The sequence below is a fragment of the Azonexus sp. genome, from assembly GCF_041909095.1.
In the GTDB taxonomy this organism is placed as follows: Bacteria; Pseudomonadota; Gammaproteobacteria; order Burkholderiales; family Rhodocyclaceae; genus Azonexus.
Genome location: NZ_JAYREB010000001.1, coordinates 1,071,703 through 1,085,361, shown reverse-complemented (window position 1 = coordinate 1,085,361; position 13,659 = coordinate 1,071,703). Strand labels below are relative to the sequence as shown.

General features: G+C 62.9%; 7 protein-coding genes and 1 riboswitch. Of the genes, 2 read left to right on the top strand and 5 right to left on the bottom strand.

All coding sequences use genetic code 11. The annotated features are described in order from the left end of the window. Positions 1 to 13: 13 nt before the first annotated feature. On the bottom strand, positions 14 to 1,312 hold the full coding sequence (locus ACE3OV_RS05140; protein ID WP_374325694.1) for a DEAD/DEAH box helicase: 1,299 nt from the start codon (positions 1,310 to 1,312) through the stop codon (positions 14 to 16). A gap of 61 nt (positions 1,313 to 1,373) precedes the next feature. On the opposite strand from ACE3OV_RS05140, the gene ACE3OV_RS05135 reads away from it, so the two are divergent. Then, positions 1,374 to 1,523 (top strand): hypothetical protein, encoded by a 150-nt coding sequence (locus tag ACE3OV_RS05135; protein WP_374325692.1) that lies wholly within the window; start codon positions 1,374 to 1,376, stop codon positions 1,521 to 1,523. On the opposite strand, the gene ACE3OV_RS05130 is transcribed toward ACE3OV_RS05135, so the two are convergent. The 4 genes from ACE3OV_RS05130 to ACE3OV_RS05115 all read right to left on the bottom strand — a co-directional run bounded on the left by ACE3OV_RS05130 (position 1,507) and on the right by ACE3OV_RS05115 (position 9,758). Further along, positions 1,507 to 2,988 (bottom strand): N-6 DNA methylase, encoded by a 1,482-nt coding sequence (locus ACE3OV_RS05130; RefSeq protein ID WP_374325690.1) that lies wholly within the window; start codon positions 2,986 to 2,988, stop codon positions 1,507 to 1,509. The two genes, ACE3OV_RS05135 and ACE3OV_RS05130, sit on opposite strands and share 17 nt — an antisense overlap. An 84-nt stretch (positions 2,989 to 3,072) precedes the next feature. After that, the gene (locus ACE3OV_RS05125; protein WP_374325687.1) at positions 3,073 to 4,719 is read right to left on the bottom strand and encodes an RNA-binding domain-containing protein; all 1,647 of its coding nucleotides are present in this window, start codon (positions 4,717 to 4,719) and stop codon (positions 3,073 to 3,075) included. Positions 4,720 to 4,770: 51 nt separating this feature from the next. Continuing rightward, positions 4,771 to 6,924 carry a restriction endonuclease subunit S gene (locus tag ACE3OV_RS05120; protein ID WP_374326232.1) on the bottom strand — a complete coding sequence of 718 codons (2,154 nt, stop codon included), beginning with the start codon at positions 6,922 to 6,924 and terminating at the stop codon, positions 4,771 to 4,773. Then, positions 6,924 to 9,758 carry a DEAD/DEAH box helicase family protein gene (locus ACE3OV_RS05115; protein WP_374325685.1) on the bottom strand — a complete coding sequence of 945 codons (2,835 nt, stop codon included), beginning with the start codon at positions 9,756 to 9,758 and terminating at the stop codon, positions 6,924 to 6,926. The genes ACE3OV_RS05120 and ACE3OV_RS05115 overlap by 1 nt, the downstream gene beginning before the upstream one ends. Positions 9,759 to 9,851: 93 nt before the next feature. Then, positions 9,852 to 9,920: riboswitch (S-adenosyl-L-homocysteine riboswitch) on the top strand. 75 nt (positions 9,921 to 9,995) lie between these two features. On the opposite strand from ACE3OV_RS05115, the gene metH reads away from it, so the two are divergent. After that, positions 9,996 to 13,655: a methionine synthase gene (gene metH, locus ACE3OV_RS05110; RefSeq protein WP_374326231.1), complete on the top strand. Its 3,660-nt coding sequence runs from the start codon at positions 9,996 to 9,998 to the stop codon at positions 13,653 to 13,655. The last annotated feature ends 4 nt before the right edge of the window (positions 13,656 to 13,659 follow it).

Here is a 13,659-nt window from a genome sequence, read left to right as displayed (position 1 = left end):
CCTGAGCTGCTGCTCAACGACCACGATTGCCCGGCTTGCGGGGCGCCGAGCGCGCCTTGCGCCCGCCGGCGAATTCATCGACCCAGTTGCTGCGCGGGGCACGCGCTGGCGCCCCCGGCCGGGCTGCTACCGGCCGCGCCTTGGCCGGCGATCCCGGCGCCGTCGGCGGCACGTGGTGGCACGGTTCGAAACCCGGCTCCTCGTCGCGCGACAGGGGTTTGCGGAGCAGCGCCTCGATCGCCGCCAGTAGCGGCGCCTCGTCGGCGGCGACGAAGGAGATCGCCTCCCCCGCCTGACCGGCGCGGCCGGTACGGCCAATCCGGTGCACATAGTCCTCGGCCTGCAGCGGCAGATCGAAATTGACCACCTGCGGCAGACCGTCGATGTCGATGCCGCGCGCCGCCACATCGGTCGCCACCAGCACTTCCACGGCACCCGCACGAAAGGCCTCGAGCGCCTGCTGGCGCGACGCCTGCGGCCGGTCGCCGTGGATCGTGTCGGCGGCAATCTGCTTCGCCTGCAGGCGGGCGAGCAGTTCGTCGCAGCCCTTCTTCGTCTTGACGAAAACCAGCACCTGACGCCAGCCGCGGTCGCGGCGCATGAACAGGAAGAGCTCGGTCTTGCGCTTCTTGTCGACCGGGACGACCCACTGCTTGACCGTCTTCGCCGCCGTGTTGCGCGGCGTCGCCTCGATACGCAGCGGCTTCTGCAGGCGGCGACCGGCCAGCTCGCCAACGTTGGCGGCGAAGGTGGCGGAGAACAGCAGGGTCTGGCGCTGCCGCGGCAGCGCCTGGAACAGGATGTCGAGATCGTTGGCAAAACCGAGGTCGAGCATGCGGTCGGCCTCGTCGAGGACAAGGGCGCGCAGTTCGCGGAAGCGCACCGCCCCCTTGGTGAACAGATCGACCAGACGGCCCGGCGTCGCCACCAGCACATCGACGCCGCTGCCCAGGCGCTTCATCTGCGGCCCCAGTTCAGCACCGCCGTAGGCGGCATAGCAGCTCAGCGGCAAGCCGGCGCCGTAGCGGACGAAGCTGGCGCACACCTGCTCGGCCAGCTCGCGCGTCGGCACCAGCACCAGCACGCGGACCATGCCCGCGCCGACCGCCGTCGTCTCGCCGAGCAGGCGCTGCAACAGCGGCAAGGCGAAGGCGGCAGTCTTGCCGGTGCCGGTCTGCGCCGCAACCAGCAAGTCGCGCCCGGCCAGCACGGCGGGAATGGCCTGCTGCTGCACCGGCGTCGGCGTCCGGTAGGCAAGGCCGGCGAGGGTTTGCAGCAAGGGTTCGGCCAGGCCGAGGGCGGCGAAGCTCATGACGATGATTCCGGGGGAAAAGTGCGGATTTTAGCCGGCCACACGTCAAAAGGTGATCAGCTTGTCCGACACCAGCCTCAGCTCGGCTTCACCCCTGGACAAAGCCGACCTGACGATCGGCCTGAACCCGGGCTGCCCCGAAACCGCGTTCACCGTCGGGCTCGCAGCGAAGCGCTCGGCTGATCCGACGAAGCTCAGGACAGGGTGCTGACCACGCTCCTGAAACTGGCCAGACCGGCTTCCAGATTCTCGATGATCTCGCCGGCCAGTTCGTCCGGTTCCGGCAGATTGTCGAGGTCGGCCAGACTCTTGTCCTTCAACCAGAAGATATCCAGGCTGGTCTTGTCGCGGGCAAGAATCTGCTCGACGCTGAAGCGGCGCCAGCGGCCTTCCGGGTTGTTCGTCTCATGCCAGGTTTCGCTACGCGCGAAACGATTCAAGGGGCTGTAGCAGGCGACGAAACCCTGCAAATCCTCGTAGCGCAGCGGCTTCTTCTTCAGCGTGTGATGAATGTTGGTGCGGTAGTCGTACACCCAGACTTCCTTGGTCCACGGCTCGGCGCGCGCCGGCTGGTTATCAAAGAACAGCACGTTGGCCTTGACGCCGTTGGCGTAGAAAATCCCCGTCGGCAAGCGCAGGATGGTGTGCAGGTCGGTGGTTTCCAGCAACTTGCGGCGCACCGTTTCGCCCGCTCCGCCCTCGAACAGCACGTTGTCCGGCACCACCACGGCGGCGCGGCCGGTCGTCTTCAACAGGCTGCGGATGTGCTGCACGAAATTGAGCTGCTTGTTCGAGGTCGTCGCCCAGAAACCCTGACGGCTGTAGGTCAGGTCGTCGCGGTCCAGCTCGCCGTCCTCGTTGGTGAACACCATGCTGCTCTTCTTGCCGAAAGGCGGGTTGGCCAGCACGTAGTCGTAGCTCTCCGGCGGCGGCGCGATCAGCGCATCGTTCGGCGAAATCGGGCTGTCGCCGTCGATCTCGCCGATGTTGTGCAGGAACATGTTCATCAGCGCCAGCCGGCGCGTGCCGGCGACGATCTCGTTGCCGAAGAAGGTGTCGTGCTTCAAAAAAGCCCGCTGCTCGCGGTCCATGCCCGGATAGGTGTCGACCAGGAAATCGTAGGCAGCAAGGAAGAAACCGCCCGTGCCGCAGGCCGGGTCGGCAATCGTCTTGCCCGGCAATGGCCGCACACACTCGACCATCGCCCGGATCAAGGGGCGCGGCGTGAAATACTGCCCGGCGCCCGACTTCGTATCCTCGGCGTTGCGCTCCAGCAAGCCCTCGTAGATGTCGCCCTTGACGTCGGCACCCAGCGTCACCCAGTTGGTTTCATCGACCATATCGATCAGGCGCGACAGCTTGGCCGGGTCCTGAATCTTGTTCTGCGCCTTGGTGAAAATCTGCCCGAGCAGCCCCGGCTTGTTGCCCAGCTCGCGCAGTACGGTAACGTAATGCACCTCCAGCGCCGCCCCGCGCACCGCCTTGAGGCTGCTCCAGCCAAGGTTTTCGGGTATGCCGATCTTGCGGTTGTAGGGCGGCCGGCTGTACTCGTCGGCCATTTTCAGGAAAATCAGGTAAGTCAGCTGTTCGAGGTAGTCGCCATAGCCGACGCCGTCGTCGCGCAGCGTGGTACAGAAGCTCCAGACACGGGAGACGATGGATGCGGTTGCGTTCATGGGTGTTTCAATCTCTTTCCTGAGCCTTGCCCACTTCCGAATACGGAAGTTAAGCGCGTAAATTTATGCGCCTCGGCGCGTAAACTACCGTTTCCGATAGCTCGAATCCTTTCTAAACCCTTGTTTTTCAAGAATTCCATCTTCGCATAGCTGTTTCGTTAATTTATACGCCTGGCTCGTTGTCAAACGACACAGGCGCATCACATCCTTGCGGGCAATGCTTCCGTTCTGGGCAATGAAGCCGAGGATCAGTTGCTCCTGCTGCAAGCGGTCAAATCCGACCTGCTGGATATATTCGGTCTGCTCCCCGAGCAAACCGTAAAGTGTGGGCGACAAGGTGTACGTCCTGCCGCGCCCTGCACCATGGGCTTGCAGCAGCCCTGCTTCGACCAGCGCCTCGATCGTGCCGGTGATACGGGCCGGCTCTTTCTGGACAAAGGCGGCCAACTGTTCACTGCTTGCCCGCCGCTGCTCACGCAGCGCCGCCAGAACGATCAGGCTATCGACCGGCAACTCCTTATGGCCCCGTGCCTCTTCCTCAAGAATCACCTTCAGAAAAGCCTCATCGGCCGCGGCAAGGCTCAAGGACAACACCACGGAATGGCTATCGGACAAGCTGAAATCCGGCACATGCCGGCCATAACGCAGCAAGCCACGATAGATCAGATCGACCCCGCGCCCGGTTCGCTCAACCAGCCCGATGCGCTTCAAGGCATCGGCCAGCACCGGGTTGCGTGGGCGCGGCTCGGTCACCAGCAGGTTGTTCAGCGTCACCCCTTCGACAAATCCGCCGGGGTTGCTGATTGTCAGCGACTCGCCGGAAAGCCGCACATGCACCGCCCCGCGCAGCGCGTAATCGCGGTGCGTGATGGCATTGGCGATAGCCTCGCGGAAGGCGCGCTGATCGAGGCGTGGCACCGGTACGCGGAACAAGCCGGACTGGAACTCCCGCTCCGTATTGAGCGGCTTGAACAGGGTTTCCACCCATTCGAAGGCGCGCAGCAACGGCGCCCGGCTGAACTCGTTGAAACGCACCTCTTCGCCTTCGAGAATCTGGAAGGCGATTTCATGCGTCGGCACCAGCGCCCGCAGCGAAGCCTCGTTGCCGATCAACAGCAGCCCGGTCAGCGAAGGCAGATAACCGGCCGGCGTGCGCACCGTCAGCCCGAGCGCCGCATCAAGTTGCGCATCGTCAAGTTCCAGCAAGGCCCGGTCACCATTGAAACGCTCGATGAACTGGCGCAGCCGCGCCCGCTCAATCGGATCAAGATCGCTCGCCAAGGCCCCGGCCACGGCCTGCGCACTGACATCAAGCAGCCCGAAACTCGCCTGCCGGCTGGCAAACTCATGCGGCAGATAAGGCACGCACTCCGGCTGCCCGTTGGCCTGCAAACGCCGACGCTTCAGCAAACCATCGCTCGTCGCCACCGGCTGGCCGCACTTCGGCACCGAGATACGGGCCACGGCAAGACCATTCACCTCAAGCCGTTCGACGCTGACGCGCAACATCGGTTGCGTCCGGTTGGCAATCAGTGCCGCCAGGCCATCGAGAAAGCGATGATCCTGGTGCAAGCCGGTCACCCGGCCATCGTCCTCGACACCCAGATAGATTTCCCCACCCTCGCCATTCGCCATGCACACCACGGCCTCGATCAGATCGCGATCCGGCAGGCACTTGCGGTCGCTCTTGAATTCGCAGGTCAGGGATTCGGAGGAGGGAATCGGGCGCACGGTGGAGTCCTCAACAATTGGTCAGCGGCTTGCTGCCCATTTTCAACACGTTCATACCTCACCTTTCGCTTTAACGAAACGCCCCCGCCCGGAGGGAACCAGGCCTTTTCCGCGCATCCACGCCAGCGCGGTAAAAAACTTGTCCCGCTCGATCTTCAATTTCGACTCGTGCCAGTTCTCCCGCGCTTCCGTGACGATTTCCTCGTCGTTCGGCGACTTACCCAGGAGCAGCAGATTGTTCCAGGCCGCATAGACGGTTGCCAGAATCTCTGCCTGACGCATGGTCATCGGCAACATCAGCTCAAGCAGGCGCTCGACTTCGCCAAGCCGTGCCCCGAGCACTCGACGGGTCTTGTCCAGCAACCGGGAAAACCCCGGCTTGGGATGAAACACATACTTGCCGCTATCCAGACGGGTCACCTCGAACCAGTTGGCAAGGCGGGCGCGATGCTCAACCCTTTTCAGATGCGGATGATCGTTCGGCCCGGCCGCTTCCTTGAGCGGCTGGCGTTCCAGATCGAGGCCCAGATGCGCCTCGACCAGGTGGCAGATTTTCTCTGCCTTGACGTGGCCGAAGTGTTCCAGTTTTTCCGGGTGCGACTCATGCAAGCGATAAGCCATCGCCACAATCCCCGCCTGCAAATCCTTGGCGGCGATACCCGGCAAGGGGACCGGGAAGGGAATGACCTGGCCGGGCGATGCCTTCAGTTCCAGGATCTCCGGCTGATCGGGCGCAATCCGCCGAGGCTTGCCTTTGCTCTGCCCCGACTTCGCGGCGCGGATGCGTTCGAGCAGGGCGGTGGCGGATTCGTCGTTTTTGTCCTGGGCGACCAGTTGACCGCAGAACGCCTTTTTCAGGATGGACTGGCGCAGCGCGTCGGCCTGTTGCAGCGCGGTGGCGAGAGTTTGGTCGAGTTGGTCGGCTTCGGAAAGTTTTTCGTCGATTTTGGAGACAACTTCTGCCATTTCATCAAGACCGCACAATGGCAATAACAACTCAGAAACACGCTCTTTGTTTAGCGCCTTTTGGTTATTCCCCGAACCAATTTTCCTTGTGATTTCGTACTGATAGACAAGGTATTGATATACAAACTCTGCTGAACAGCCTGCCTCCGAAACACGAATTGCCGCTGTGTTCTGGTTATGGGCTGCAGCCACGTCAAGAATCGCAGCCTGCCCTCGCGTCTTTCCCTCGCCAATCATTGCCAACATGACCGTTCCGGGAGGATGTAACTCCGTCGAGGCATTTGCAAAACCTTCTGCTGAGATTTTCTCTTTCGTGCCCCTAATTCGGCAAAAGGCAACCTCCCCACTACTTACCCACGGAATTTCGCCACCCCAAAAATCATTCCGTTTTCTGCTTGGCGTAGAGCCAACGAACACATTGAACAATTGTCCAAAACGAACCCACCCCCACCCCGCCGGCAATTCCGGCAGCTCGGCGAGTTCTTCGGTGGTGAGCGGCGGCAGGGGCTTGGGGGGTTTGGGTTTGGGGCCTGGTTGGCCGGTGGTTTGCCAGTCGGCGAGTTGTTGCTGGTAGCGGGCCTGGCGTTCGCGGGCGATGCGTTGTTGCAGGGCGGCGGCGGTTTCGAGCTGGTCGGCGTGGGCGGCGCGCCAGGCGGCGGTGAGCTTGCCTTCGAAGGCATTTTTGAGCAGCGACTGGCGATAGACCTTGAGCTGTTCGCGGGCGGTTTTCAGGCTGGCCACGCCCTGATCGAGTTCGGAGAACAGTTCCTCGATTTTGGCGACGATGCGGTGTTGTTCGGCAAGCGGAGGGAAGGCGACCTCAGTCGACTCAAATTTCCCCTTGGTAACATGCACCATTCCTGAGCCATGCGCTTTCGCATAAAGATCAGCCGTAATTTTCTTCAACAAATAAAACAGAAATTTTTGGGTAGTACAGTCGCGGGGAACAACGTTAAAAATGTGCTGATTCAGCCAAGCCTCACCACCATTCCAGATATGTGCGCCCAGTGAAGCAGACCAAGCAAATAGCAGGTCACCGTTTTTCAGAAGGTATTTTTCTTCGTGTTCAACCGGCGAAAAGTTGAATTTAGCGGTTGGGTCATTCAGGTTCTGAATTCTGACAATCGGCTTACCTGATGTCTTCCATTCCTCTGGCTTGAAAGCACGGCCATTGATGTAATCCGCGAGGTCACCAACGGTAGCGTGCGCCCAGCCTGAAGGCAAATCACGTTCCCCCATCACGCTACCAACGCCTCATTCAACTCATCCAGCAACGGGTCCATGCCTTCGCCGAACAGTTGCCACATTTTCCCCAGCCCGCCCTGGGCGTCGAAGGGGCTGTAGTCCAGATCGCTGCGGTCGACGTGGAAAGAGTGGCAAATATGGTCGCGGAGCATGCGTAGCCAGTTCATCTGTGCTTCGTTGAATTTTTCGGTGGTGCCGGCGTGGTGCTGCATGATCCAGGTCTGGAAGTTCTTGCGCACGGTGTCGGCGAACGGGGTGATCTTTTCGTCCAGCCCGCAGACGCGGCGGATCAGGGCGACCAGCGCGGTCAGTTCCTGTTCCGGCGGGGCGCCATTGTAGCTGTCCAACTGGCCGTAGGCTTGCCAGACGCGCAGCGGGGCGAGTTTGGGTTTGTCGGCCTTGAGCTTGTCGAGTACCTGGCGAACGAGTTTCAGCGTGACTTCGCGCCGCCGCCAGGGTTGGGCGAAGTAGATGGTCAGCGCTTCGATTTCATCTCGGTTTGCCGCTAGCCAGTCGGCGAATTCGTGGGTCAATGCCTCAGCCTGGGCGGCGCTGTCCTGGCTCCAGCCGGCGTAGATGACGCTATCCAGGGTGTCGTGGTCGATGGTCTGTTCTTTTTCGCGGCGAATGGTATCGATCAGTTCGATGAATTCGCCGTTCAGCAGCGCCGCCGCCTCGCCGACCAGTTGTTGCTGGGCCTGCTCGCGCGCCGTATCGCCGGGGTCGTTGCCGATGGGTAGTCCGGCCAGTTCAAGGGCGCGGGCTTCGATGAGGTCGGCGTCGATGGCGTTGAACAGTTGGCTGACCAGGTGGCTGAGTTCAACGCCGCCGGCCGCTTCGCGCAGGCGGCGCTGGTCGTCGGCGTCGAGTTGCTTGTTCAGGCGCGCCAGCCGGCCGGCCAGCGAGGAGACGCTGTCGGTGTCGCTGGCGCCCATCAGGATGCCCATCGCGAGGTCTTTCAGCGGCACGCCGGGCTTAGTGATCAGCGGCTGGCTGGCGGTCTTGAGCGATTTGGTGACGCCGATGGCGTCGACGATGACGTAGTGGGTCTTGGCGGTTTTGGCGCTGGGGGTGACCTTGCGCAGGGCGTCGAGGTCGAGGGTTCGAGTCCCCCGACCTTTCATCTGCTCAAAGTAGTTGCGGCTTTTGACGTCGCGCATGAAGAGCAGGCATTCGAGCGGTTTGACGTCGGTGCCGGTGGCGATCATGTCGACGGTGACGGCGATGCGCGGGTGGTATTCGTTGCGGAACTGGGCGAGGATGGATTTGGGGTCTTCGCCTGGCTGCACGCTGCCGTCGGCGAGCTTTTTGTCCTGTGCGGCGCGGTAGGTGACTTTCTTGCAGAAGGCGTTGCCTTCGCCGAATTCCTCGCGCACGGTCTGGATGATGTCGTCGGCGTGGCTGTCGGTTTTGGCGAAGATCAGCGTTTTGGGCACTTCCTCACGGCCGGGGAAGATGGCCGGCAGGTATTTGCGGAAGTTGTGGATGACGGTGCGGATCTGGTCCGGATTAACGATGTCGCGGTCGAGTTGTTTGGCGGTGTAGGCGGCGTCTTCGTCCTGCTGCTCCCAACGCTTTTTGCGCGTCAGGCGTTCGCGCTTTTCGACCTGCTGCTGCGCGGCGATGACGCCGCCTTGCTGGGTGACCTGGGTGTCGATCAGGTAAATCTCGTTGCCGACGTTGACGCCATCGGCGACGGCTTTTTCATGGCTGTAGTCGCTGACGACGTTCTTCCTGAAAAAGCCGTAGGTGCGATTGTCGGGCGTGGCGGTGAGGCCGATCAGGCTGGCGTCGAAGTAGTCGAGCACCTGCTGCCAGAGGTTGTAGATGCTGCGGTGGCATTCGTCGATGAAGATGAAATCGAAGAACTCGGGCGGGATTTTGGCGTTGTAGGCGACGGGCGGCGGGGCTTTCGGCTGCACCAGTTCGGCCGGGTTGATTTCTTCGGCATCCTCCGGCAATTCCTTATCCTGCAACAGCGAGTAGAGGCGCTGAATGGTCGAGATGCAGACGTCGGCGCCCTTGTCGACGAAGCTGCTTTTCAGACGCTGGACGCTGTAAAGCTCGGTGAATTTGCGGTTATCGTCGATGGGCACGTAGGCCATCATTTCCTGCTCGGCCTGCTCGCCGAGGTTCTTGGTATCGACCAGGAAGAGCACGCGCTTGGCGTCGGCGTGCTTGAGCAGCCGGTAAATGCTGGTGATGGCGGTGTAGGTCTTGCCGGCCCCGGTGGCCATCTGGATCAGCGCGCGTGGCCGCGCTTCGCGGAAGGATTGTTCGAGATTGGTGATCGCCGTTTCCTGGCAGTCGCGCAGGCGGAGCTGGGCGGCGGGCAGGTGTTCCGGGTTGAGCGGCGGCAGTTCGGCGAGGCGGGCGCGCAGGCTGCGTCCCGGTTTTTCAGTAGTGCCCAGCCAATCACGCAGGGTTTCCGGGCGGTGAAAGCTGAAGATTTCGCGCGAACGTGGCTTGGGGTCGCGGCCGTCGGTAAAGCGGGTGATGAGGCCGGTCGCTTCGTAGAGGAAGGGCAGCGGCTCGTGGTTATTGACCCATTTCAGCTTGGCGGCGGCGTAGCCTTCGGTCTGGCTCTCGTGCGCGGTCAGGCGCTGGCCTTCTTCCTCGCGCTTGGCTTCGATGACGCCCACCGCCTGCTTGTCGATGAATAGCACGTAGTCAGCGGGGCCGACGTCGGTCTGCCATTCGCGTACAGCAACCCCGCTGGCAGCACCGAAATTGACCTTGTTCTTCGCCTGCACGACCCAGCCGGCGGCGCGCAGTTGCGCGTCGATACGGTCGCGTGCCTGTTGTTCGGGGTTCTGGTTTTCGGTCATGCCCGGGCCGGAAAATGCAATCAGTCGGACATCATAAGCGAAGAATCAGTGACTTGGCTTGGCAGGCGGCCCGCCAGCCGGTACACTTCGCCTCCTGCCGAGGAGCGCTGCGACCTTTTCCCGAAGGCCAGGCTCGGCAACGATCAACGGCGCTCGCAAACCCTGTTTCCCGCCGGTTTGCAGCGCCGTTCGCTTTTGCAGCGTCACCGGTACTTTGCTTTGCCGAGGTAATCCATGATCCAGCCCGACCGCTCCACCGAACTCCAGTCCCTGCTCGAACAACGCCTGCTCGTCCTCGACGGCGCCATGGGCACGATGATCCAGCGCCACGGCCTGCAAGAGAAGGATTACCGGGGTGAGCGCTTCAAGGACCACCCGCACGACCTCAAGGGCAACAACGACCTGCTGGTGCTGACCCGGCCCGACGTCATCGGCGGCATCCACCGCGAGTACCTGGCCGCCGGCGCCGACATTCTGGAAACCTGCACCTTCAACTCGACCGCCGTCTCGCAGGCCGACTACAACCTGACCGAACTGGTCTATGAACTGAACTTCGAGGGTGCCGCGCTCGCCCGCCGCCTGTGCGACGAATTCACCGCGCAGAACCCGGCCAAGCCGCGCTTCGTCGCCGGCGTGCTCGGCCCGACCTCGCGTACCGCGTCGATCTCGCCGGACGTCAACGATCCCGGCTACCGCAACGTGAACTTCGACGAACTGGTGGCCAACTATTTCGAAGCCACCACCGGCCTGATCGAAGGCGGCGCCGACATCCTGCTCGTCGAAACCGTCTTCGACACGCTCAATGCCAAGGCCGCGCTGTTCGCCATCGAGAAATACTTCGACCTCGCCGGCCGCCGCTGGCCGGTGATGATTTCCGGCACCATCACCGACGCTTCCGGCCGCACGCTCTCGGGCCAGACCGCCGAGGCCTTCTGGAACTCGCTGCGCCACGTCCAGCCCTTGAGCTTCGGCCTCAACTGCGCGCTCGGTGCCAGCGAGCTGCGCCAGTACGTCGAGGAACTGTCACGCGTCTGCGACTGCTATGTTTCCGCCCACCCCAACGCTGGCCTGCCCAATGCTTTCGGCGGCTACGACGAAACCCCGGAACAGCTGGCCGACGAGATCGCCGGCTGGGCCGAGCGCGGCATCGTCAACATCGTCGGCGGCTGTTGCGGAACCTCTCCAGAGCACATCCGCGCCATTGCCGAGCGCGTTGCCGCGGTCGCGCCGCGCCAAAAACCGGCCATCGCCCCGGCGTTGCGCCTATCTGGCCTCGAAGCCTTCAACGTCACCGCCGACTCGCTCTATGTGAACGTCGGCGAACGCACCAACGTCACCGGCTCGCGCGCCTTCGCCCGGATGATCCTCGAAGGCCGCTTCGACGACGCGCTCGCCGTCGCCCGCCAGCAGGTCGAGAACGGCGCGCAGGTGATCGACATCAACATGGACGAGGCGATGCTCGACTCGCTCGCCGCCATGGACAAGTTCCTCAAGCTGATTGCCTCGGAACCGGACATTTCGCGCGTGCCGATCATGATCGACTCCTCCAAGTGGGAAGTCATCGAAGCCGGCCTCAAGTGCATCCAGGGCAAGGGCATCGTCAATTCCATCTCGATGAAGGAAGGCGAAGCCAAGTTCCTCGAACAGGCCAGGCTCGCCCGCCGCTACGGCGCCGCCGTCATCGTCATGGCCTTCGACGAAAAGGGCCAGGCCGACACCTATGCGCGCAAGACCGAAATCTGCGGCAAGGCGTATGAGCTGCTCACCGGCATTGGCTTCCCGGCCGAAGACATCATCTTCGACCCGAACATCTTCGCCATCGCCACCGGCATTCCGGAACACGACAACTACGCTGTCGATTTCATCGAGTCGGTGCGCTGGATCAAGCAGAACCTGCCGCACGCGCACATTTCCGGCGGCGTTTCCAACGTTTCCTTCAGCTTCCGCGGCAACGACCCGGTGCGCGAGGCGATCCACACCGTCTTCCTCTACCACGCCATTAAAAACGGCATGACCATGGGCATCGTCAACGCCGGCATGCTCGGTGTGTACGACGACCTGGCGCCGGAGCTGCGCGCCAAGGTCGAGGACGTGGTTTTGAACAGGAACCCCGGCGCCGGCGATGCGCTGGTCGAGTTCGCGCAGACCGTCAAGGAAGGCAAAGCCAAGGACGCCGGGCCTGACCTGTCGTGGCGCGAGCAGTCGGTCGAAAAGCGCCTCGAACATGCGCTGATCAAGGGCATCACCGATTTCGTCGTGGCCGATACCGAGGAAGTGCGCGCCAAGCTGGAAAGCGAAGGCAAGCCGCCGCTGGCGGTCATCGAAGGCCCGCTGATGAGCGGCATGAACGTCGTCGGCGACCTCTTTGGCGCCGGCAAGATGTTCCTGCCGCAGGTGGTCAAGTCGGCGCGCGTCATGAAGCAGGCGGTCGCCCACCTGCTGCCCTACATCGAAGCCGAAAAGGCGCGTACCGGCCTCGGCTCCAAGGGCAAGATCCTGATGGCGACGGTCAAGGGCGACGTGCACGACATCGGCAAGAACATCGTCGGCGTGGTGCTCGGCTGCAACGGCTACGACGTCATCGACCTCGGCGTGATGGTGCCCTGCGACAACATCCTCAAGGCGGCGCTCGAGCACAAGGTGGACATCATCGGCCTGTCCGGCCTGATCACCCCGTCGCTGGAAGAAATGGCTCACGTTGCAGCCGAGATGAAGCGGCACGGCATGAACCAACCGCTGCTGATTGGCGGGGCGACGACCAGCCGCGCCCACACCGCGATCAAGATCGCCACCAACACCGACAGCCCGGTGGTTTACGTGCCGGACGCCTCGCGCGCCGTCGGCGTCGCCACCAAGCTGCTGTCGACCGACCAGAAGGCCGGCTACGTTGCCGAAATCGCCGCTGAATACGAAACCGTGCGCGCCGAACACGCCGGCCGCAAGGGCGCCACGCTGGTCAGCCTGGAAGAAGCCCGCGCCAACCGTTTCACATGGAACGCGGAACATACCCCGGTGAAGCCGGCGCAACTCGGCCGCCAGACGTTGGATATCCCGCTCGCCGACCTCGTCCCCTACATCGACTGGTCGCCCTTCTTCCAGAGCTGGGACCTGGCCGGCCGCTTCCCGGCCATCCTCAGCAACGACGTCGTCGGCGAAACCGCCCGCCATCTGTTCCACGACGCGCAGGCGATGCTGGCGAAAATCGTCGCCGAGAACTGGTTGACCGCCCGCGCCGTGTTCGGTCTCTACCCGGCCCGCGGCGAGAACGAGGACATCGTTCTCTACACCGACGAATCGCGCAGCGTCGAGGCCGCCCGCTGGGTCGGCCTGCGCCAGCAGATCAAGCAACCGGCCGGCCGCTTCAACACCGCGTTGGCTGACTTCGTTGGTGAAAACGACTATGCAGGCGCCTTCGCCGTCACCGCCGGCCTCGGCATAGCCGACCGCGTCGCCGCCTTCGAAGCCGCCCACGACGATTACTCGGCAATCATGTTGAAGGCGCTGGCCGACCGCTTCGCCGAGGCCGCTGCCGAATGGCTGCACATGAAGGTGCGCACCGAATTCTGGGGCTACGCCAGGGACGAAACGCTCGACAACGACGCGCTAATCGCCGAGGCCTACAGCGGCATCCGCCCCGCCCCCGGCTACCCGGCCTGCCCCGACCACACCGCCAAGCGCGAGCTGTTCGCCCTGCTCGACGCCCCGGCGATCGGCATGGCGCTGACCGAATCCTGCGCCATGACCCCGGCCGCCGCCGTCTCCGGTTTCTACATCGGCCATCCGGCGGCCAAATACTTCGCCATCCCGAAGATCGGCCGCGATCAACTGGAAGACTGGGCGCAACGCAAGGGCATGGCGGTCGGCGAAGCCGAACGCTGGCTGGCGCCGCTGCTGTAATCAA